This is a genomic window from Aeromonas popoffii, from assembly GCF_000820025.1.
GTDB classification, from domain to species: domain Bacteria; phylum Pseudomonadota; class Gammaproteobacteria; order Enterobacterales; family Aeromonadaceae; genus Aeromonas; species Aeromonas popoffii.
This window is the reverse complement of the sequence record NZ_CDBI01000025.1, coordinates 63,205-84,802: the sequence shown is the minus strand read 5'-3', so window position 1 is coordinate 84,802 and position 21,598 is coordinate 63,205. Positions and strand designations below refer to the sequence as shown.

Sequence of the window (21,598 nt, the reverse complement as noted above, 5' to 3'; positions counted from 1 at the left end):
GGATCCTGGTCCTAAAATCGGTTATCATTTGTGCCCCTTCTTCTCGTTGTCGAGGATCTATGCCCGCCTTCTCCTGGTTAGCCCTGTTCTTTGGCGCCTTCTACTTCGTCTATGGCGCCTACCTGCCGTTCTGGTCGCTCTGGCTGGAGGGCATAGGAGTAAGCGCCGAGATGATAGGTCTACTGCTGGGCGCCGGGATGGCGATCCGCTTTGCCGGCAACCTGTTGGTGATGGGGCAGATCAAGGGGGCCGGGCACCTGCTGCCCGTTACCCGCCTGCTTTGCCTGCTGAGCCTGCTGGCCTTTCTTGGCTTTTATCTCAGTCATGGCCTCTGGTGGCTGGTGGGGCTGACCCTGGTGGCGAACTTCATCTATCCGACCCTGATGCCGGTGGGGGAGGCACTCGCCACCCGCATGGTGGTGCAGGTGCACCTCGACTACGGCAAAGTGCGGCTGTTCGGCTCCTTGGCCTTCATAGTGGCGTCGACGCTGGTGGGGGCCCTGGTGGGGAATTTTGGCAGCGACTGGGTGCTGCATACCATGGTGGCAGGGCTGGTGCTGATGTTGTTGCTCAGCTGGCTGCCGCTGCATCCGGCGCCCCGGGACATCCAGGGGGAGCGGGCGAAAGCCTCCCTGCTCGATACCCTGAAGTCCCCCCCGGTGCGCCGCTTCCTGCTGATCTCGGCCCTGCTGCAGGGCAGTCATGCCGCGTACTACGGTTTCAGCGCCATGCACTGGAAGGCGGCGGGTTACAGCGGCACCACCATAGGCTATTTGTGGGCGCTGGGGGTGGTGGCGGAGATCGGCATGTTCGCCGCCGACAAGCGCTTTCTCAACCGGTTTGGCGCCCAGACCCTGTTTCTGGTGGGGGCGCTGGGCTGCGTGGTGCGCTGGATCCTGCTCGGCGCCTCCACCGAGATCCTGGTGCTGGTGGCGGGCCAGCTGCTCCATGCGGTCACCTTCTGCGTCAGCCATCTCGGCGCCGTGCGCTTCATGACCCGCCAGCTGCCGGCCGAGCAGTTGATCCCCACTCAGGCGCTCTACGCCGCGCTGGGCCTCGGGATGACGGTCGCCGCCCTGATGATGCTGTGCGGCCTGCTGTTCGAGCCGCTGGGTGGCGGCATCTTCTTCATCATGGTGCTGGTGGTGGTGCCTGTCTTCTTCCTGCGGTTGCACCCTGACGAGGCGGCGTCCCTTCCGGGATGACGCGAAGCAGCAGGGTGTCGGGTCTGGCCATGAGCTGGTCGCTTGGGCCCGGGGCGCCTTCGGCGGCTGCTCCCCACAAGGGGAGCAGCAACAGGCCCTGGATGACGGGATCAAGGGTCATGACGGGTGTCCTGCGGGTTAGCGCGCTTGCTCATAGCCCAGCAGGTCGCCCGGCTGGCAGCCCAGCTCGCGGCAGATGGCTTCCAGGGTGGAGAAGCGGACCGCCTTGGCATGACCGTTTTTGAGAATGGAGAGGTTGGCCTCTGTGATGTCGACCCGCTGGGCCAGCTCACGGGCTGTCATTTTGCGCTCGGCCAGCAGGGCGTCGAGCCGAATTATGATGGGCATGGGATCCTCACACTGTCAGTTGTTGTTCATCGGCCAGTTGCTTGGCTTCGTTCATCACCAGCGCCAGCGCCAGTACGATAAATCCCGCCAGCAGTGCCCGGAAATCGGATGTACTGAGAGAGATTGTGCCGAGTACTTTGGGGCCGCTTATGGTAAGGGCTGCATCCAGCAAGGAGGTGTGGATCAGATCGACCATGAATGCAGTGCACAGGAGCAGGCCTATCTGCCGGTAACGGCGGATCTGCTCGAAGGTGAACAACAGGCCATGGCGGTAGCTACGAAACAGCTGACGCAACTGCCACAGCATCAGCATGAAGACCAGATCCGGCAGCAATTGCACCGCGGTAGCAAGCAGTCGGGTGGCGAGGGACAAGGGATAGTCACCGGGGTTGATACCGGGGCGACTGACCAGCTTGCCCAGCTCTTGCTGTAACAGGTTTCCGCTGCCGATATTTGCCCAGTTCTCCAGAATGGTGATCAGTGGGGTGGCCAACAGTGCAAAGAGCAAGATCCACTCGATTAGCTTACTTGTTCGTTCCAGCGTGTTCTGTTTCATCGTTTACCTCTTGCGTGAATAAAAGAGAGATTGTGTATCTGTTGTTAGAGGTTATTGTTTATCAATAAACTCAAGGGTATGTTTGTCGTTTTTCGATAATCACGCAAGTTATTTTTTATTGAAAAACGATAATTTTTGCTGATGCCATCAAGAGTGACTTTTGCCACCAGTCTCTCTAGACTGGCGAAACTGCATGCAAATTATCAACATGGACAAGGGGTTATCGATGCACCAGGGATGGCTGCTGATCGGGTTGTCACTCGCTTATCTGGGGCTGCTATTTCTGATCGCCTATGTGGCTGACAAGAGCAAGCGCCGTCGCCTCAAGGGGCAACCCCTGCTCTACAGCCTGTCGCTGGCCGTCTACTGCACCTCCTGGACCTTCTTCGGTACCGTCGGTCAGGCCAGCGAATCTCCCTGGTCGCCGGTGCCCATCTACCTGGGCCCCATGCTGGTGTTCCTGTTTGGCTGGCGACTGCTGGCCCGCCTTATCCTGGTGGCCAAGCGTGAGCACATCACCTCCATCGCCGACTTCATCGCCGCCCGCTATGGCAAGTCCCAGCGTCTCGCCATGGTCATAGCGCTGATCGCCATCATGGGCATACTCCCGTATCTGGTCTTGCAACTGAAGGCCATAGTGACCGGGCTGGATCTCTTGATGGCCAACTCAGTGTCTGCCGGCCCCACTGGCAATACTGCCGGACTGGCCCTCGGCGTGGCCCTGTTGCTGGCGCTGTTCAGCATACTGTTCGGCACCCGCAACCTGGATGCCACCGAGCACCACAGAGGCATGGTGGTGGCCATCGCCTTCGAATCGGTCGTCAAGTTGCTTGCCTTCGTGACTGTGGGGGGCTTCGCGCTATGGCTTATCCTGAGCAAGCCGAGCCAGGCCCGCACCCTGGTGGCCAGCGACTTTCTCGATGCCGTGGTGGCGGTGACGCCGGGTGGTTTGCTGGAGCTCACCATCTACACCCTGGTTGCCATGTGTGCCGTCATCTGCCTGCCGCGCCAGTTCCATGTGACTGTGGTGGAGAACAACCAGGGCCAGGATCTGCATTGGGCGCGCTGGCTGTTCCCGCTCTATCTGTTCGTGATGGGGCTCTTCGTCTGGCCGCTGGCGCTGGCGGGAAAACAGTGGGTGGGGGCCGACATGGCTTCGGATACCTATGTGATAAGCCTGCCTATGTCACTCGGTTTCGACGGCATGGCGATGCTGGCGTTTCTTGGCGGCACCTCGGCGGCCACCGGCATGGTGATCGTCTCTACCATAGCCCTGGCCATCATGGTCAGCAACGATCTGGTGCTGCCTGTGCTGCTGCGCCGCTTCTGGCAGCAGGGGCGGGACGAGCGACTGGTGCGCCTGCTGCTGCAGGTGCGCCGGGGTGCCATCCTGCTGATCCTGCTGGCGGCCTGGGGGCTCTACCTCTGGCTTGGGGATCTCACCAGCCTGTCGCGCATCGGCTATCTGTCGTTCGGCGCCGTGGCCCAGTTCGCACCGGCCCTGCTGCTCGGCCTCTACTGGCGGCACGGCAATCGCAAGGGGGTCTATCTTGGCCTCGCCCTCGGGGTCAGCCTCTGGTTTGCGACCCTGCTGGCAGAGAGCGGCCTGCTGGCCGGCTCGCCGCTGGAAGCCCTGTTGGCGCCGCCGGACTGGCCTGCCTTCCGCGATCTGAGCCTGGGGGCCTGGTGCATCTTTCTGAGCCTCTTGCTCAACCTGCTCGGCTATGTGATGGGCTCCCTGTTGTCGCGGGCGGCGGTGAGTGAGCGGTTGCAGGCGGCCAACTTCGTCGGCAAGCCGAGCCGCGATACCACGGCCCTCTATCAGGCGCGGGTCTCGGTCAAGGAGCTGGAGATGCTGGCGGCCCGCTTCGTCGGCTCGAGCCGGGTCAAGCGGGCCTTCGGTCGCTTTGCCGGCGAGCGGGGCGGCACACTGGCGCCCCAGATGCAGGCGTCGGCCGAACTCATTGCTCACACGGAGCGGCTGCTGGCGGGGGTGTTCGGCACCTCGTCCGCCCGGCTGGTGCTGGCCTCTGCCCTGCAGGGGCGTAACATGCAGCTGGAGGAGATAGCCACCATAGTGGACGAGGCCTCAGATGTGTTTCGCTTCAACCGAGGCCTGCTGCAGGGGGCCATAGAACACATGGGGCAGGGGATCTCGGTCGTGGACAGAGAGCTCAAGCTGGTGGCCTGGAACCGGCGCTACATAGATCTGTTTCACTATCCGCCGGGGCTTATTCAGGCAGGGCGTTCCATCGAGGAGATAATCCGTTACAACGCCGAGCAGGGGCTGTGCGGCCCGGGAGATATCGAGGCCCATGTGGCACGGCGGGTCGCCTTCATGCTGCGTGGCAGCCCCCACATCTCGGCGCGGGAGCGACCCGATGGCCGGGTGATCGAGATGCAGGGCAACCCCATGCCAGCTGGCGGTTTCGTCATGACCTTTACCGACATTACCCCGTTTCGCGACGCCGAGCGGGTGCTGCGCGAAGCCAACGAACACCTGGAGGCGCGGGTGGCTGAACGCACTCACGAGCTCTCCGAACTCAACCGTCAGCTGCTGCTGGTGAACCAGCAGGTGGAGCGGGCCAACCACTCCAAAAGCCGCTTCCTGGCGGCGGTGAGCCACGATCTGACCCAGCCGCTCAACGCCGCCAGGCTGTTCACCTCTTCCTTGCTGGAGATGTTGCCGCCCCGGGATGAGACGGCCCGCATCGCCCGTCACATCGACGATGCGCTGGGGGCGACCGAGGATCTCATCACGGATCTGCTCGATATCTCGCGCCTCGAAGCAGGCAAGTTCAAGGCCAGGAAGCTGGATTTCGCCTTGCACGACGTGCTTGCCAACCTCAAGGCGGAGTTCGGGGTGCTGGCCCAGGCGGGGGGCATACAGTTCTCGGTGGTGGAGAGCAAGCTGGCCGTGTACAGCGATGTGCGCCTGCTGCGCCGGGTGCTGCAAAACTTCCTCACCAATGCGTTTCGCTACAACCCGGGCGGCCGTGTGTTGCTCGGTTGCCGCCGGATGGGGGACAAGGTGCGCATCGAGGTGTGGGATAACGGCCCCGGCATTCCGGCCGACAAGCAGGAGGCCATTTTCGACGAGTTCTCCCGTCTCGATCACTCCCGCACCGCCAAGGAGCAGGGATTGGGGCTGGGGCTCGCCATCGCCCGCGGTATCGCCCTGGTGCTGGGCCACAACCTGACCCTGCGCAGCTGGCCGGGTAGGGGCTCCGTGTTTGCCATCACCCTCAACCTGGCGACCCGTCCTGTCGCAACGACGCAGGTGGCGGCACCCGCCCTGAGGGACAGCCAGCTGGAGGGGATCCGGGTGCTCTGTATCGACAACGAGAGCGATATCCTCATCGCCATGCACTCCCTGCTGGGGCGCTGGGGCTGCGAGGTGGTCTGCGCCCAGAGCCTGGTTCAGGCCGAGGATCTCATCGCCGGTGGCTTCCTGCCGCAGCTGGTGTTGTCCGATTACCACCTGGATGATGGCAAGACAGGCTTGCAGGCGTTGCACATGCTGCGCCTCGCCCATGGCAACGACATCGGCGGCATCATCATCAGCGCGGATCGCAAGAGCGGGTTGCAGGCACAGATCCGTGAACACGGTTACGGCTACATCAGTAAACCGGTCAAACCGCTCAAGTTGCGGGCGCTGATGAACAGCATATTGCGGCCGGCCAAACTTGATGATGATCACGAAACAAGTAATTCGTCTTATTTTTAATCGCGACCTTAAGGGGATAGGGGTGGTGCTTTTTTGCTCAGTTAGGCACTATTTCTTCTCTTTTGAGGCTATTTATCGATCAAATGTGGTCTATTAATAACCGGTCATTGGTTTGCCCTTCTTTATTTAACTTCTTATAGTCAACTGGCGATTATTTTTTGTCGCAAATCAAGTTGTGCCAAAGGCAAACCGGACGAAAGTTCGGGACGCAAAGCTTCCGGTCTAAGGGTCAGCAGTACCTAAGATAGCGGGGCCACCACAGGTTGTTTCGCCCATGGGCCAAGCCATGGTGCGATGTTGTCTACGTGACCTGTCAGGTTGGCGTTGCCTTTTTCGTTGTTTATTCCAAGAACGAAATAAGGATATTCAACTATGTTAAGTCCAAAACCCTCATTACTGGCATTGTTGGTCGGGGGCCTGTGTGCCTCCTCCGCGTTCGCAGCCGCACCCGGCAAACCCACCATAGGCTGGGGCGAAACCAAGTTCGCCATCGTCGAAGTGGATCAAGCCGCCACCTCCTACAACAAGCTGGTGACTGTCCACAAGGATGGCGCCCAGGTCAGCGTGAGCTGGAACCTCTGGTCCGGTGACGTTGGCCAGACGGCCAAGGTGTTACTCGATGGCAAGGAGGTGTGGTCCGGTGCCGCATCCGCCGCCGGCACCGCCAATTTCAAGGTGACCAAGGGGGGCCGCTACCAGATGCAGGTGGCGCTCTGCAACGCCGACGGTTGCACTCTCTCCGACAAAAAAGCGATCCTGGTGGCGGACACAGACGGCAGCCACCTGGTGCCGCTCAAGGCACCGCTGCAGGAGAACAACAAGCCTTACGCCAACAAGTCCGGCAAGGTGGTGGGGGCCTACTACGTGGAGTGGGGTGTCTATGGTCGCAAGTTCACCGTGGACAAGGTTCCGGCCCAGAACCTGACTCACATACTCTACGGCTTTACTCCCATCTGCGGCGGCAATGGCATCAACGACAGCCTGAAAGAGATCGCGGGCAGTTTCGAGGCGCTGCAACGCTCCTGTACCGGGCGCGAGGATTTCAAGGTCTCCATCCACGATCCCTGGGCCGCTATCCAGATGGGGCAGGGCAATCTCACCGCCTATGATGAGCCCTACAAGGGCAACTTCGGCAACCTGATGGCGCTCAAGAAGGCCTATCCTGACCTGAAAATTCTCCCCTCCATCGGCGGGTGGACCCTCTCCGACCCCTTCTTCTTCTTCGGTGACAAGACCAAACGCGACACCTTCGTCGCTTCGGTGAAAGAGTATTTGCAGACCTGGAAATTCTTCGACGGGGTGGATATCGACTGGGAGTTCCCGGGGGGGCAGGGGGCCAACCCCAAACTGGGCAGCGCCTCTGATGGCGAGACTTATGTGCTGCTGATGAAGGAGCTGCGCGCCATGCTCGATGAGCTGAGCGCAGAGACGGGCCGCACCTACGAGCTCACCTCCGCCATCAGCGCTGGCGGTGACAAGATTGCCAAGGTGGACTATCGCGCCGCCCAGCAATACATGAATCATCTCTTCCTGATGAGCTACGACTTCAACGGTGCCTGGACCAACACAGGGCTGGGCCACCAGACTGCGCTCTATGAGGCGAGCTGGGATCCCAACACCAAGTACACCACCGACAAGGGGGTGAAGGCGCTGCTGGGCCAGGGGGTGGATCCGGGCAAAGTCGTGGTAGGCGCGGCCATGTATGGCCGTGGCTGGACCGGTGTCAGCGGCTATCAGGGCAACAACCCCTTCACCGGCATCGCCACCGGCCCGATTGCGGGCAGCGAGGCGGAAGGGATCTGGGAGAAGGGGGTCATCGATTATCGCGGCATCGCCAAGGGCAAGATGGCCGGGGACTGGCAGTACAACTACGACGAGGCGGCCGAGGCGCCCTATGTGTTCAAGGCCTTCACCGGCGAGCTCATCACCTTCGATGACGAGCGTTCAGTCAAGGCCAAGGGGCAATATGTGCTGGCCAACCAGCTCGGCGGCATGTTCGCTTGGGAAATCGATGCCGACAATGGCGACATTCTCAATGCCATGCACGAGGGGCTGGGCAACGGGGAAGGCACAACACCGCCGGTCAACAAGCCGCCGGTGGCCAGTGCAGGCAATGATATCGCCGTGACGGGCCCGGCCGAGCTGGTGCTGGATGGTTCTGCTTCCCGCGATCCGGAAGGGGCCGTGCTGAACTACAGCTGGACCCAGATCTCCGGTCCCAAGGCGACCCTGAGCGATGCCAACCAGGCCAAGGCCAAGGTGAGCGTCGACGTGGTCAGCCAGGACGTGAATCTGGTGTTCGAACTGACGGTGACCGACGATCACAACCTCAGTGCCAAGGATCAGCTGGTAGTGACCAACAAGGCGCCGCAACCCAACCTGCCGCCTGTGGTGACGGTGCAGGACAAGGTCTCGGTAGAGGCCGGCAAGCAGGTGACCATCACCGCCAACGCCAGCGATCCCAACGGCGACACCCTGAGCTATCAGTGGAGCGTCCCGGCCGGGTTGACCACCAGCGGTCAGAACAGCAAGACCCTGGTGGTGACAGGCCCCTACGTGACCGTGGAGGCCAGTTATGACCTCACGGTCACCGTGACCGACGGCGCGCTGGATGCCCAGGCAAAGACCCGCCTCACCGTGACCCCGGTCAGCGGTGGCGGCGACTGCAATGCTACCGATCCCGATGCCGCCAACTGGCCTGCCTGGAAGGCCGCGACCACCTACAGCGGTGGCGAGAAGGTGAGCCACAACCAGCTGGTATGGCGCGCCAAGTATTGGAGCCGAGGCAATGAGCCCACCCCAGGGGCCGATCAGTGGCAGCTCGAGAGCAAGGTCGAGCTGGGCTGGGATACCGCAGCTGCCTATAACGGCGGCGATCTGGTCAATCACGGTGGTCGCCGCTGGCAGGCCAAATGGTGGAATCAGGGCAATGAGCCTGGCAAGTCCGGCGTCTGGCTTGATATCGGGGTCGCCAGCTGCCCGTAAGGGGGCAGCCCCAAACATGATGGCGGGGCTGGTCTGGCCCCGTCCCTTTTCGAAGAAAACCGGAGAACAACAATAATGAACAAAAATCGCACGACACTTCTGCTTGCCAGCCTGATGCTGAGCGGACACCTCTGGGCGGCTGACGCCTACAACATCAATCAGGGTTACAGTGGCGGCAGCCAGGTCAGTTTCAACGGCAAGATCTACGAAGCCAAGTGGTATGCCAATCCGGGCCAGAGCCCGGCGCTGCAGGTCGCCAATGAATGGGACTCTCCGTGGACCCTGCTGGGTGACGGCGAGGCGACCCCGTCCGATGGCGGCGGGGGCATCACACCGCCAGTGGAGGGGGGGAGCGGTGCGACCGAAGGCGCCCCCGTCTACCTGAGCCAGAGCGAGCTGGATGCCAGGGAGCAGGCTCTCACCGACTTCCCGGCCATGGCGGCAGTCAAAGCCTCCATCGCGACCAGTGACAATGCCGTGGTCGAGGCGGTGGCCCCCGGCCTGCCGCTCAACCCCGCCAACGTCAAGCGGGTCGAGGGGGTGATCAGCGAGTCGCAGTTCAACTTCCTGTTCCCGCTGCGGGCCCCGGAATACACCTACCGCGGCTTCCTGCAGGCGGTGGCCAAGTTCCCGGCTTTTTGCGGTGACTACAGCGACGGACGCAATGCCGAGGCCATCTGCCGCAAGTCGCTGGCCACCATGTTTGCCCACTTCGCCCAGGAAACCGGCGGTCACGAGAGCTGGCGACCTGAGCCCGAGTGGCGCCAGGGGCTGGTCTGGGTGCGGGAGATGGGCTGGACCGAGCAGATGCGCGGCGGCTACAACGCCGAGTGCCGGCCGGATGTGTGGCAAGGCCAGCAGTGGCCGTGCGGCAAGTTCGAGAACGGCGAGTTCAAGGGCTATTTCGGCCGTGGCGCCAAGCAGCTGTCGTACAACTACAACTACGGCCCCTTCTCCGAGGCCATGTTCGGCACAGTGCGCACCCTGCTGGATAACCCGGAGAGAGTGGCGGACACCTGGCTCAACCTCGCCAGCGCCGTCTTCTTTTTCGTCTATCCACAGCCGCCCAAGCCCTCCATGCTGCACGTGATCGACGGCACCTGGCAGCCCAATGCCCACGACCGGCAGAACGGGCTGGTGCCGGGCTTCGGGGTCACGACCCAGATCATCAACGGCGGGGTGGAGTGCGGCGGCGCGGCCGAGCATGCCCAGTCCCAGAACCGCATCACCTACTATCAGGCCCAGGCCCAGTATCTGGGAGTGCCAGTGCCGGCAGACGAGGTGCTTGGTTGCAAGAACATGAAGTACTTTGACGAGGCAGGTGCGGGCGCCTTGCCTATCTATTGGGAGAATGACTGGAGCTATGTGCCGGGCAACCCCAATGGCGGCAAGAGCTATGCCTGCAAGCTGGTGGGTTACCAGACCCGTTTCAGTGCCTTCAAGGCGCGGGACTACAGCCAGTGCGTGCAGCACTTCTTCCCCGAGGTGGTGATCGAGGATAACGGCGGTGGCAGCAACCTGCCGCCGGTAGCCAATATCAGCGGCCCGAGCGAGGCGTTGGGCGGTGCGACCGTGCTGCTGTCCGGCCAGGGGTCGAGCGATCCGGAAGGCAAGCCGCTCGACTACGCCTGGACCCTGCCCGCTGGCGCCACTGCGTCGGATCTGACCCAGCCCACCCTGAGTACCACCCTGCCAGCTACGCCGGTCAGCGATACCCGCTACGGTTTCGTGCTCAAGGTAACCGACGAGAAGGGGCTCAGTCGCAGTGCGACCCATGAGATCCTGATCAAGGGCAGTGGCGGCACTACGCCGCCGGATGGTAACCCTCCTTACAAAGCAGGTACGGCCTACAAGGCGGGGGACAAGGTGAGTAATCTGGGGGGCAACTACCAGTGCAAGCCTCACCCCTACAGCGGCTGGTGCGCGGGCGCGGCCTGGGCCTATGAGCCGGGCAAGGGCACGGCCTGGGGGGATGCCTGGATCAAGCTGTGACGACTGTATTCGTTCAATAAAAAAGGCCCGTCAGGGCCTTTTGTCATGGGAGGACGCGTCATCAGAGCGGCTTTTGCCACAGGCTCAGCAGCAGATCCTGTTCCAGCTCATCCGGTCCCTGCTGGGTAAAGGCGTGGCGCTGTTCACCGCTGGCGCGCCAGCCGAGGCGGCTGGTTTCCAGGATGAAGCTGCGCAGGGAGTGATCCATGGTCATGGCGAATTGGCAACGCTCCTGGCCCAGAGGGGTGAGGCCACCGAGAGTGGGCCAGCTCAGCGGGTGCTCCATGCTCACCGGGTTGAGGCTGACCCTCAGCTGCCACTGGTGGCGTGGGCCCGGTTGCAGGTAAAGCAGGTAACCACCCGGTGCCAGCCAGCTGACCAGCTGCTCTGTCTTGATCTTGAGATCGTTGACCAGCAGTACCTGGGCCGTGCCCGGTTGCAGCGGGGCGCGCGCCGGATCGGCGATGACGAACTGGCCCTGTGGTTGTACCTTGTTGGCGGCGAAGATGGCGTTCTTGGCCAGATCAAATCCGCCAAATTGCCACTCGGGCAGGCGTTCGGCCAGGGCGCGGCAGTAGTAGCCTTCGCCGCAACCCAGGTGGATCAGCTCGCGGGGGCCGAGCGGGGCGAGCAGGGCCGCCATGGCATCCACCAGCGGCGCCTGGTGACCCTGTTCCAGGAAGTTGCGCTTGGCGCGCATCAGGGCGCGACTGTCACTGTCCTTGGGGTTCTTCTTGCCGGGAATGAGATCCAGATAGCCTTCCGGAGCCGGATCGAAATGGTGCTTGTTGTCGCAATAGACCCCGCGGGATGCTTCGTGAAGATGCAGGGGGCTGCGGCAAAGGGGACATTGAAGATGCATACACACTCGCTTGGTTGAGGCCGGGGAAGGGCGTGCAGGATTATAGGGGAGACGATCAGAAAAGGCTGCCGTGGCAGCCTTTTTTATCCAACGGTCCTGTGCTGAGCCGTCAGGGAACCCTGTCAGCGGGTGCCAAACACCACTATTGTCTTGCCGTGGGCGGAGATCAGCTCCTGCTCTTCGAGCATCTTGAGGATCCGGCCGACGGTTTCGCGGGAGCAGCCAACGATCTGGCCTATCTCCTGACGGGTGATCTTGATCTGCATACCATCCGGGTGGGTCATGGCATCCGGCTGTTTGGCCAGATTGAGCAGGGTCTGGGCGATCCGGCCGGTCACGTCCAGGAAGGCCAGGTTGCCGACTTTCTGACTGGTGTGCTGCAGTCGAGTCGCCATCTGAGCGGAGAGACGCATCAGGATTTCCGGATTGACCTGGATCAGCTGACGGAACTTCTTGTAGGAGATCTCGGCTACTTCACAGGAGCCCTTGGCGCGCACCCAGGCGGAACGCTCCGGAGTCTCGCTCTCCTCGAACATGCCCATCTCGCCCAGGAAGTCGCCCTGGTTCAGATAGGAGAGGATCATCTCCTTGCCTTCATCGTCCTTGATCAAGACGGCCACAGTGCCCTTGACGATGTAGTAGAGGGTTTCCGCTTTCTCACCCGCATGGATCAGGGTGCTCTTGGCGGGATACTTATGAATGTGGCAGTGCGACAAGAACCATTCCAGGGTGGGATCGCTTTGCGGTTTGCCAATGACCATGAGAATTCCTCTGTAGTGTCTTTTTATGGACTCGTGCGTCCGGGCAAGCTGCCAACCTTGCCATTCCTTGTATTAGTCGCAGTAGGATAAGAGCCTTTGTCTGTGCTGACAAGGCTTTGAGGGCTTTTGCCAGATCCCCTTGTTGCCCATTGCGCTATCTCGCCCATTTTAGGGAAGATGGCGGCATCAGATGTTGATTTTGATCTAGTTAGCCTGCAAGTTCGCGAAAATAGCGGACATGTGCCGCTGCCGCGTCGTCTGGGGTATGCTATGTCACTCAGAACTGTCGTTATTTAAGAGGAAATGTGAGATGAAAGCCAAGGTCAGCTGGGTGGAAGGCATGAAGTTTGTCGGCGAGAGTGAGTCCGGTCATCAGGTGACTCTGGACGGCGCCAACCCCGGCGAAGGTGCCAGCCCGATGGAGATGATCCTGCTGGCGGTGGGCGGTTGCAGCTCAATCGACGTGGTCTCCATCCTGGAGAAGGCGCGTCAATCCGTGACCGCTTGCCATGTGGAGCTGGAAGGGCAGCGAGTGGAGTCGGTGCCGCGGGTATTCGAGAAAATCCACCTCAACTTCGTCGTGACCGGCAAGGGGCTGGCGGAGAAACAGGTGGCCCGCGCAGTGGATCTGTCGATGGAAAAGTACTGTTCCGTTTCACTGATGTTGGAAAAAGCGGTAGAAATTACCCATAGTTATCAAATTCTTGAAGCCTGATAGCCACGACTCTGCCGATTGAATACCACCATGACATAAGGAAAGTGCAATGAAAAACATAACCCTGTTACTTCCTCTGCTGGGGCTGGCGGCCTGCAGCATGCCGCAACCAACCCAGTACCAGTACAGCCAGTACCAGTGCGGGGAAGAGCTGTTGGCCGTGGCCTATGATGCCCAGGCCGAGATGGTGCAGTTCCCCTATGCCGGCGTGTATCACAAGCTGGGACGGGTGGAAGCGGAGTCTGGTGAAAAGTATTCCGACGGTGTCACCACCTTCTGGAGGCAGGAAAAGCAGGTCCTCCTCACGCAAAAAGGGGTGACCCTGCTGACCTGTCAGCGCAAGTGATTGTCATGGTGTGATCGCAACGGCCTGCTCGCGCAGGCCGTTCTGTTTTATGAGGAAGGGCTTCGTATCAGCGGGTCGGCAGGGTGTTCAGCATCTGGCTGGCCAGTTGCTGGCTCAGCTGGCGGCGTGACGCCTCCGGGATGGCCACATCGCTGGCGAGGGAGATGGTGCTGCTCCACACCGCCTGCTGGGTGCGCCGGTCGAGCAGCACTATGGCCAGGGTGCCCTTGCGATCGCCCGCTTTGGCCTGCAGCCCGGGGGTCATGCCGAGGCGGGCGAAGATCTCGCCATCGCTCAGATCCTTGCTGCCCGCGACGCCGATGGCGACCCAGACATCGGCCTCGGCGAGGGGCACACTTTGCCAGCCTTTGCTGCCGAGCACCTGATTGACCGCCTGCTGCACCGGCTCCAGCCAGCCCTCGGCATTGTCACCCGCATACTGGAACTGCTCGGCCAGCGCGTAGCGCGGCGTCGCCCCGAACGGCCAGTTGGTCGCCGGTCGCACCACCATGGTGCCCGGCTCGACGGTCGGTGCGGCGGGGCCGCTGCTGCAACCGCCCAGCAGGGCGGCCAATACCACAGAGAGAAACGCTAGCCGCATCATAAACTCCTTGGCTCAGGTGATCTTGCCGGTTTCGAGCAGTTGCTGGATCAGTGGGCGCAGGATCAGCTCCATCGCAAAGCCCATCTTGCCGCCTGGTACCACTATGGTGTTCATCCGTGACATGAAGGCGCCATCTATCATCGACAGCAGGTAGGGGAAGTCCACCTGCTTGATGCCACGAAACCGTATCACCAGCATACTCTCGTCCAGACTCGGGATCACCTTGGCACTGAAGGGGTTTGAGGTATCCACGGTCGGCACCCGCTGGAAGTTGATGTGGGTGCGGGAAAACTGCGGTGTGATGAAATTGATGTAGTCATCCATGGAGCGGACGATCGAATCGGTCACCGCCTCGCGCGAATGCCCGCGCTCCGAGGTGTCGCGGATGAGCTTCTGGATCCACTCCAGGTTGACGATGGGCACCACGCCGATGAGAAAGTCCACGTGGCGGGCCACGTTGTGATCCTCGGTGACCACGCCGCCGTGCAGCCCCTCATAGAACAGCAGGTCGGTGTCGGCTGGCAGGTTTTGCCAGGGGGTGAAGGTGCCCGGCATCTGATTGAAGGGCACCGCCTCGTCGAAGCTGTGCAGATAACGCCGATACTGACCGCTGCCGTTCTGGCCGTACTGCTGAAAGAAGGACTCCAGCAGACCGAAGTCGTTGGCCTCGGGGCCGAAATAGCTGATGTGGCGCCCCTGTTCGCGCGCCTTGCGGATCGCTACGTCCATTTCCGGTCGGGTGTAGCGATGAAAACTGTCCCCTTCAACCACGGCCGCTTTGTAACCCAGCTGATGAAACATGGAGCGAAAGGCGTTGGTGGAGGTGGAGGTGCCGGCACCGGACGAACCGGTAACCGCAATAATGGGATGCTTGGCCGACATAGAATTCTCTCTTCCTTGGGCGTTCCGTTATAAAGGCATGTTCCGAGTGAGGTCAAGTGCGCCGCTTGTCAGTACAGCTGCCCGACTGGTTCTCTGGCGTGACACTTGTTCCTTGGCGCGCAGCGACGAAGGGGAGAGGAGACGAGTGAGCAGGGGGATCCGCATTATAAGAAAAGGGCTGACGAAGCAGCCCTTACACAGGGAGGATAGCGGGTACCCACCCGTGATGGATTAATGTGAGTTGTGCTTCTTGCTCGCCGGTTTTATCCCCACCATCACGGCCCCCAGCAGGATGAAGATCACCCCCACCGCCTTGCCAGGCTCCAGCGGCTCGGCAAAGATGCTGACCGCCAACAGGTAGACCAGCGCATAACTGGTGCTGAGCAGGGGGTAGGCAATGTTGAGCGGGGTGGAGTGCAGCGCTGCCAACCAGCAGAGCAGCGACAGGGCGTAGCAGCCCACCCCGGCTGTGATGACCAGCAGCGGCAGCGGATGGGCCAGCATGATGGCGAGATCCGCCTGCCAGGTGGGCAACTGGATCACCCCCCACTTGATGGCGAGCTGGGCCAGGGTCACCAGCAGTATGCTGCCCAGCACATAGAGATAACCCTTCATCGCAGGCCTCCCTGTCACCGCAGGTTCTTTGCCAACGCCACTCATAGCAAACCTCCCAGCAAGAGGGCGCCAATGATGATGGCGCCAGCCCCCAGCCAGTTGTGATAGGTGATCTGCTCGTGAAAGAACAGCCGCGAGCCTATCAGCACCAGCACCAGATTGAGGCTGAGCATGGGGTAGGCCATGCTCAGCGGCAGCCGTTGCAGCAGGCAGATCCAGAGCAGCATGCCGCTGCCGAGGGCCACCACGCTGGCGATGAGCCAAGGTGACAACAGCTTCTGCCAGTGGCTGCACGGCTGGCGCTGCCAGCTGATGACCGCCTGCTTTTGCAGCATCTGGCCGCCGCAGGTGAGCAGGCACACCAACAGGAGCAACAGTATGTCCATCACTGGGCCCCATGGTAGATCAACAGCGTCAGCCGATGACTCACTATCGTCTCGTCAGCCGGTGGCACCGGGCCCGTGTTGCCGTCCCGATCCGTCTTCATTAACAGGGCCACCTGACCTTTTTTACGTGCCTCGGCCAGCAAGGCCGGGAAGTCGGCGGGCGCCACGTAGCGCCCCTTGGCATCCGGATAGCCCAGCCCGTAATAGACCTCTCCCTTGCTGCCGAACAGGATGATCTCGCTGCGCCGGGTTTCCCAGGCGAGGGAGGAGGCCAGCCCCACATCGTTGGCCAGCAGGGTGTCGGATTGCATCAGCACAACCTGGTTGGCTTCGATGAAGCGCTCCGGCAGCTTGGAATCGATCAGGGATTGCGGCAGCGCCCAGGGCAGCCCTATGGCCAGTACCATGGGGCAGAGCGCGCTCAGGGGCCAGCGGCGACTGACATCCTTCAGCTGGATGAAACCGAGCAGGGCCCAGCCGGCGAAGATGACCATGGCCACCGCCAGCGCCCCGTGATCCTCTTCGCCGTAGACGGCGTGGCTGGGAGAGAAGGCCTGCACGGCGAGCACCGCCAGGCAGCTAAGGCCGAACAGGCCGTTCAGCCAGGCGTTGAGCCTGAATGCCTGCTCTTTCCCCTCCTTGAGCAGGTCGACGGCGCTGGCGGCCATCAGCATGGCCAGCGGGGCGTAGCAGAGCAAAATGTAGGTGATAAGCTTGCCCCTGGCGATGCTGAAGAACAGCAATGGCAGTACCACCCAGGCCAGCAGATAGAGGGTCTCAGGGCTTATCTTGCGATCCTGCCAGCCCTTGCGCAGTGCGCCGGGCAGCAGGCCAAGCCAGGGCAGGGTGCCGAGCAGTCCCATGGGCAAGTAGTACCAGAACGGCGCCTTGTGCTGGGCGTTGTCCGCCGCGAAGCGCTGTATGTGTTCAATCCAGAAGAAGTAGTGCCAGTAATCGGGCTCGCGCAGGTGCACGGCGATAGCCCAGGGGGCGGCCAGCAGGACCGCGCTCAGGATGGCCAGCGGCCCGAAGCGTACCAGTTCGAGCAGACGGCGCTGATAGATGACGTAGGGCACTATGACCACCACGGGCACCGCCAGGGCGATGAAGCCCTTGGTGAGAAAACCCATGCCGCAGGCGAGGCCAAACAGCAGATAGCCGCCGACCCGGCTGCGCAGCGATCCCTCCTTGCGGATGATGTAGAAGCTGACCATGGCCGCGTTGATCCAGAGAGTGACCATGGCATCGAGCACGCTGTAGGTGCCTATGCCGTAGACGATCAACAGCGACAGATAGATGAGTCCGGCGAGTAAGGCCTTGCGCCGGCACTGCCACAACTGCAGCGAGAACCAGACGATCAGCAGGGCGCTCAGGCCAGTGGCGACGGCCGGGGCGAAGCGCACGGCGAAGTTGGTGTCACCCAACAGCTGTTGGCTGATGCTGTTGAACCAGTAACCGGCGATGGGCTTCTCGAAATAGCGCAAGCCCAGGAAGTGGGGTACGACCCAATCCCCCGTACTCACCATTTCACGGCTTATCTCGGCGTAACGGTTCTCGTCGGGGCTCCAGAGTGGCCGTTGACCGAGGGGCAGCAGGTAAAACAAGAGAAAGAACAGGGGCAGGGCCCACTTGGTCAAGGTCATGACATCCTCTGTAGCATGGTGTGGTGAGCGCAATGGTTCATCAGGTCGCCCCCAGGGGCATGGTTCATCCAGTCACTTGCTGGTGGCCTGATGTGTTGCGTCATGGTTTATGCGTCGGCCTTGCAGCCAAGCCATCCCTCTCGCCCCGGCAGGGTGCCGCGTACCAGCCGTCCGGCGCCCAGCTGACCGGGATCGGATGGTAACAAATCCCCCAGCGGAACAAAGCGGATGCCGCGGGCGCTTGCCTCGGCCAGCAGCGCATCGAACTGCTCGGCCATGACGATGCCCTCCACCTCGGCGTGAATGGTGTAGACGTGAGGTGCTCCCTGCGGCGGCGTGCAGAGCTTGCTCAGGATGAAGGCGTTGAACTGCGCCGCCGTCACCTCAGGGCCGACCACTTCATCGAAGGTGGGCAGACTGACCGGGATCTGCGGCGTACCGAGCCGCCCGTCTTGCAGCAGGGGCCGAAACAGGCCGCTGCCACGGCAATCGCTGTTGTAGCGAAAGCCGAACGCTTCCTTGGCCTGGGTGGTGAGCGGGTCTGCCCGCCAGCCAGCGGCGGCGGAGCAGTCCACCTCCCGACCCAGGATCTGGCTGAGGGCATCCACCCCCAGCCTTGTCTGGTGAATAAGCGTTGCTTCATCCCAGCGGCCCGTATTGGCCTGCCAGCCGTGGTGATCCCAGGCGTGTAGCCCTACTTCGTGGCGAGCGCTGTCGGTGTCGCGCATCAGGGAGCCCAGCTGCTTGCCGATGGGCTTGCCGGGCCAGGCGGTGCCGGCAAGCAGGATATCCAGCCCGTAGAGGGATGCTGCGTTGGAGCGCAGCATCTTGAGCAGGAAGCGGGGTTTGAGCAGGCGCCACAGGTGGCGGCCCATGTTGTCGGGGCCGACCGAGAAGAAGACGCTGGCCTTGACCTGATGTTTGTCGAGCAGTTGCAGCAAGCGGGGAACCCCGTCACGGGTCCCCCTGAAGGTATCAACGTCGATCCGCAGACCCACATCAATCATGCTCGACACCCGTGGAGACCGCCCCTTGCAGGAAAAAGTCCAGGGTCTTGCCGATGGTCTCTTCCATGTCGATGGTCGGTTCCCAGTCGATCAGGCGGCGGGCATTCTTGATGCTGGGACGACGGTGAGAGACATCCTGATAGCCATCGCCGTAGAAGGACTTGCTCTCCACCATCTTGAAGCCGGCAAACGGCGGGAAGTGGTGGCGCAGCGGGTGTGCTTCGAACTTGCCGAGCAGCACCTCGGCCATCTGCTGGATACTGGCCTCGTTGTCCGGGCTGCCGATGTTGATGATCTGACCATCACAGCGGTTGCCCTTGTTCTCTATGATGCGAAACAGCGCCTCGATGCCGTCCTCTATGTCGGTGAAGCAGCGCTTCTGGGCCCCGCCATCCACCAGCTGGATCGGGGTGCCGTCCACCAGGTTCAGGATCAACTGGGTGATGGCGCGAGAGCTGCCGATGCGGGCGGAGTCCAGGCTGTCGAGGCGCGGCCCCATCCAGTTGAAGGGGCGGAACAGTGTGAAGCTGAGCCCCTCTTTCTTGCCATAGGCCCAGATCACCCGATCCAGCAGCTGCTTGGAGACGGAGTAGATCCAGCGCTGCTTGTGGATGGGGCCGACGATGAGGCGGGATTCATCTTCATCGAAGCTGTGATCGTCGCACATCCCGTACACCTCGGAGGTGGAGGGGAAGATGATGCGTTTGTGGTACTTCACGCAGTAGCGGACGATCTTGAGGTTCTCTTCAAAATCGAGCTCGAACACGCGCAGCGGGTTGCGGGTGTATTCGATGGGGGTGGCGATGGCCACCAGCGGCAGGATCAGGTCGCACTTCTTGATGTGATACTCGATCCATTCGGTGTGGATGCTGATGTCCCCCTCCACGAAATGGAAGTTGGGATGGCCGATGAAGCGCTCCAGTGCGCTGGCGCTGATATCCAGTCCATAGACCTCATAACGGCCATCCTTGAGCAGGCGCTCGGTCAGGTGGTTGCCGATGAAGCCATTGACCCCGAGGATCAGCACCCGGGTCAATCGCTCTTTGCGCAGGGCATTGCTGGCCCTGGCGCCGAGCCGCATGCCTGCCACCAGACCCAGTTCACGGGCGAGCTGGGCACCACGCACATAGAGGCCGCCTTCCACTTGGCCTGCCACGATTTCCAGCACTCCTTCACCGCAGGCGATGCGCAGCGGATCCTGGCTGAGGATGGTGCCGGGCAGCTTGTCGCTGGTCTGCTCGAGATGAGTTGCCTTCCACACCGTCAGCTTGCGATCGCCGGCGAAGCTGAAGGCGCCCGGATAGGGCTGGGTGACGGCGCGCACCAGGTTGTAGAGCGCCTGGGCCGAGTGCTCCCAGTGCAGCTCGCCATCGGCCGGGGTGCGGCGGCCATAGTAGCTGGCCCTGCTCTCATCCTGCGGGGTGAGCGAGATGTCGCCGGTGCGCAGCTTCGGCAGCTCGGCCTCGAGCAAGGTCCTGGCGGCGAGGCGCACCTTGCCGTGCAGGGTCAGCGCCGTGTCGGCGTCTTTTATCTCGACGGCCTGCTGGGCGACGATGTCACCGGCATCGGGCCGCGCCGTCATCTGGTGCAGCGTGATGCCGGTTTCGGTCTCGCCGTTGACCAGACACCAGTTGATGGGCGCGCGGCCGCGGTAGGCGGGCAACAGGGAGCCGTGCAGGTTGAAGGCACCGGCCGAGGGGATATCCAGGATCGCCTGCTTGAGCATGTTGCGATAGTAGAAGGAGAAGAGGGCCTGGGGCGCCAGCTCCTTGATGCGCTCGACCCAGAGCGGATGGTTGACATCCTCGGGGGAGTAGACCGGCAGATCGTGTTCGGCGCAGAGCTGGGCTACCGAGCCAAAGAAGCGGTGCTCGCCGGGATCGTCGGCGTGAGTGAAGACGGCCTGGATCCTGTAACCTGCCTCGAGCAGGGCCTCGATACCGGTACAGCCGATATCATGGTAAGCAAAGACGACAACGTTCATTATTCAGCTTCCTGTTGCGAAGGCGTGGAGGCGGTGCGCACAACCTGATGGATGAAGTAGCGGGGACGGGCGCGCACGTCTGTGTACATGCGGCCTATGTATTCCCCGAGCAGCCCCATGCCCAGCAGCTGTACGCCGACGAAGGTGAAGAGAATGGCAAAGAGGGTGAAGACGCCATCGGCCGCCCAGTCTGAGCCCATCACCAAGCGCATCAGGATCAGCAGGATGGAGAAGGTGAAACCTATGCCCGCCACCACGCTGCCGACGATGCTGAGCAGCCGCAAGGGGGTGGTGGTCATGCAGGTGACCAGGTCATACATCAGGTTGATGAGGTGCATCAGGCCGTATTTGGACTCCCCGTGGGCCCGCTCGGCATGGCCGACTTCCAGTTCTATGGTGCGGCGGGCGAAGCTGTTGGCCAGGATGGGGATGAAGGTGCTGTGTTCCTGGCAGCAGAGCATGGCGTCTATGATGTGGCGGCGGTAGGCCCGCAGCATGCAGCCGTAGTCGCTCATGTGCACGCCGGTGGCCTTCTGCACCGACTTGTTGATGAGTCGGGAGGCAGTCTTGCGAAACCAGGAGTCCTGGCGGTTGCGACGTACCGTGCCCACCACGTCATAGCCCTGCATGGCAGCCTCCACCAGACGGGGGATCTCCTCCGGCGGGTTCTGCAGATCCGCATCCAGGGTGATCACCAGATCCCCCTTGGCGGTCTCGAAGCCAGCCATGATGGCGGCATGCTGACCATAGTTGCGATTGAGCAGCACCCCGACCAGCTTGCTGCCGGCTTTGGCGGCGGCCTCGCTGATGATCTCGGTGGAGCCGTCGTGGCTGCCGTCATCGATCAGGAGCACCTCGTAATCCTGGGGCAGCCGTTCGCAGGCGGCGGTGACCCGGCTCAGCAGCATGGGCAGGCTGGCCTCCTCGTTGTAGACGGGGATGATCACCGACACCAGCTTGATATCTGTGTTGTTCACGTG

The 21,598-nt window shown here is 61.9% G+C and carries 18 protein-coding genes and 1 riboswitch; of the genes, 6 read left to right on the top strand and 12 right to left on the bottom strand.

Annotated elements, in window-relative coordinates; translation table 11 throughout:
• Window positions 1-59: 59 nt before the first annotated feature.
• Window positions 60-1,205 (top strand): 3-phenylpropionate MFS transporter, encoded by a 1,146-nt coding sequence (locus tag BN1129_RS05725; RefSeq protein WP_042035057.1) that lies wholly within the window; start codon window positions 60-62, stop codon window positions 1,203-1,205.
• A gap of 138 nt (window positions 1,206-1,343) precedes the next feature.
• On the opposite strand, the gene BN1129_RS05720 is transcribed toward BN1129_RS05725, so the two are convergent.
• Both BN1129_RS05720 and BN1129_RS05715 read right to left on the bottom strand, forming a co-directional pair.
• Window positions 1,344-1,553 (bottom strand): helix-turn-helix domain-containing protein, encoded by a 210-nt coding sequence (locus tag BN1129_RS05720; protein WP_042035054.1) that lies wholly within the window; start codon window positions 1,551-1,553, stop codon window positions 1,344-1,346.
• A 7-nt stretch (window positions 1,554-1,560) separates the two neighbouring features.
• Window positions 1,561-2,109, bottom strand: a complete 549-nt coding sequence (locus BN1129_RS05715) for a DUF2975 domain-containing protein (protein ID WP_042035052.1) — start codon at window positions 2,107-2,109, stop codon at window positions 1,561-1,563.
• Between the two features lie 226 nt (window positions 2,110-2,335).
• On the opposite strand from BN1129_RS05715, the gene BN1129_RS05710 reads away from it, so the two are divergent.
• The 3 genes from BN1129_RS05710 to BN1129_RS05700 all read left to right on the top strand — a co-directional run bounded on the left by BN1129_RS05710 (window position 2,336) and on the right by BN1129_RS05700 (window position 10,813).
• Entirely contained in the window at window positions 2,336-5,836 is a 3,501-nt protein-coding gene (locus BN1129_RS05710) for a hybrid sensor histidine kinase/response regulator (protein WP_042035050.1), read from the top strand.
• A 173-nt stretch (window positions 5,837-6,009) separates the two neighbouring features.
• Window positions 6,010-6,097, top strand: a riboswitch (cyclic di-GMP riboswitch).
• A 111-nt stretch (window positions 6,098-6,208) separates the two neighbouring features.
• Window positions 6,209-8,821 carry a glycosyl hydrolase family 18 protein gene (locus BN1129_RS05705; RefSeq protein ID WP_042035049.1) on the top strand — a complete coding sequence of 871 codons (2,613 nt, stop codon included), beginning with the start codon at window positions 6,209-6,211 and terminating at the stop codon, window positions 8,819-8,821.
• Between the two features lie 75 nt (window positions 8,822-8,896).
• Window positions 8,897-10,813: a glycoside hydrolase family 19 protein gene (locus BN1129_RS05700; protein WP_042035047.1), complete on the top strand. Its 1,917-nt coding sequence runs from the start codon at window positions 8,897-8,899 to the stop codon at window positions 10,811-10,813.
• A 61-nt stretch (window positions 10,814-10,874) separates the two neighbouring features.
• Here BN1129_RS05700 and BN1129_RS05695 read toward each other — a convergent pair whose 3' ends face one another.
• Window positions 10,875-11,675, bottom strand: coding sequence for a putative RNA methyltransferase (locus BN1129_RS05695; protein WP_042035045.1), 801 nt, complete (start codon window positions 11,673-11,675; stop codon window positions 10,875-10,877).
• Window positions 11,676-11,797: 122 nt separating this feature from the next.
• Window positions 11,798-12,436, bottom strand: coding sequence for a cAMP-activated global transcriptional regulator CRP (gene crp / locus BN1129_RS05690; protein WP_042035044.1), 639 nt, complete (start codon window positions 12,434-12,436; stop codon window positions 11,798-11,800).
• A 310-nt stretch (window positions 12,437-12,746) separates the two neighbouring features.
• On the opposite strand from crp, the gene BN1129_RS05685 reads away from it, so the two are divergent.
• Window positions 12,747-13,151, top strand: coding sequence for an OsmC family protein (locus tag BN1129_RS05685; RefSeq protein WP_005311765.1), 405 nt, complete (start codon window positions 12,747-12,749; stop codon window positions 13,149-13,151).
• Window positions 13,152-13,200: 49 nt separating this feature from the next.
• A complete protein-coding gene (locus BN1129_RS05680) occupies window positions 13,201-13,497 on the top strand; it encodes an MliC family protein (protein WP_042035043.1) in 297 nt (98 codons plus the stop codon).
• Between the two features lie 67 nt (window positions 13,498-13,564).
• Here BN1129_RS05680 and BN1129_RS05675 read toward each other — a convergent pair whose 3' ends face one another.
• The 8 genes from BN1129_RS05675 to arnC form a co-directional block, all read right to left on the bottom strand.
• Window positions 13,565-14,098 (bottom strand): DUF4136 domain-containing protein, encoded by a 534-nt coding sequence (locus BN1129_RS05675; RefSeq protein ID WP_042035042.1) that lies wholly within the window; start codon window positions 14,096-14,098, stop codon window positions 13,565-13,567.
• A 15-nt stretch (window positions 14,099-14,113) separates the two neighbouring features.
• Window positions 14,114-14,983, bottom strand: a complete 870-nt coding sequence (locus BN1129_RS05670) for a phosphoribulokinase (protein WP_042035040.1) — start codon at window positions 14,981-14,983, stop codon at window positions 14,114-14,116.
• A 231-nt stretch (window positions 14,984-15,214) separates the two neighbouring features.
• Window positions 15,215-15,643 (bottom strand): 4-amino-4-deoxy-L-arabinose-phosphoundecaprenol flippase subunit ArnF, encoded by a 429-nt coding sequence (arnF, locus tag BN1129_RS05665; RefSeq protein WP_052449316.1) that lies wholly within the window; start codon window positions 15,641-15,643, stop codon window positions 15,215-15,217.
• Complete coding sequence (locus BN1129_RS05660; protein WP_042035036.1) at window positions 15,640-15,984, bottom strand: EamA family transporter; 345 nt, start codon at window positions 15,982-15,984, stop codon at window positions 15,640-15,642. The genes arnF and BN1129_RS05660 overlap by 4 nt, the downstream gene beginning before the upstream one ends.
• Window positions 15,984-17,627 carry a lipid IV(A) 4-amino-4-deoxy-L-arabinosyltransferase gene (gene arnT / locus BN1129_RS05655; RefSeq protein ID WP_042035034.1) on the bottom strand — a complete coding sequence of 548 codons (1,644 nt, stop codon included), beginning with the start codon at window positions 17,625-17,627 and terminating at the stop codon, window positions 15,984-15,986. Before arnT ends, BN1129_RS05660 begins: the two co-directional genes overlap by 1 nt.
• A 107-nt stretch (window positions 17,628-17,734) precedes the next feature.
• The gene (arnD, locus tag BN1129_RS05650) at window positions 17,735-18,634 is read right to left on the bottom strand and encodes a 4-deoxy-4-formamido-L-arabinose-phosphoundecaprenol deformylase (RefSeq protein ID WP_042035032.1); all 900 of its coding nucleotides are present in this window, start codon (window positions 18,632-18,634) and stop codon (window positions 17,735-17,737) included.
• Window positions 18,627-20,618 carry a bifunctional UDP-4-amino-4-deoxy-L-arabinose formyltransferase/UDP-glucuronic acid oxidase ArnA gene (arnA, locus tag BN1129_RS05645; protein WP_042035031.1) on the bottom strand — a complete coding sequence of 664 codons (1,992 nt, stop codon included), beginning with the start codon at window positions 20,616-20,618 and terminating at the stop codon, window positions 18,627-18,629. The genes arnD and arnA overlap by 8 nt, the downstream gene beginning before the upstream one ends.
• Window positions 20,618-21,595, bottom strand: a complete 978-nt coding sequence (gene arnC / locus BN1129_RS05640; RefSeq protein WP_042035030.1) for an undecaprenyl-phosphate 4-deoxy-4-formamido-L-arabinose transferase — start codon at window positions 21,593-21,595, stop codon at window positions 20,618-20,620. Before arnC ends, arnA begins: the two co-directional genes overlap by 1 nt.
• Between the last annotated feature and the right edge of the window lie 3 nt (window positions 21,596-21,598).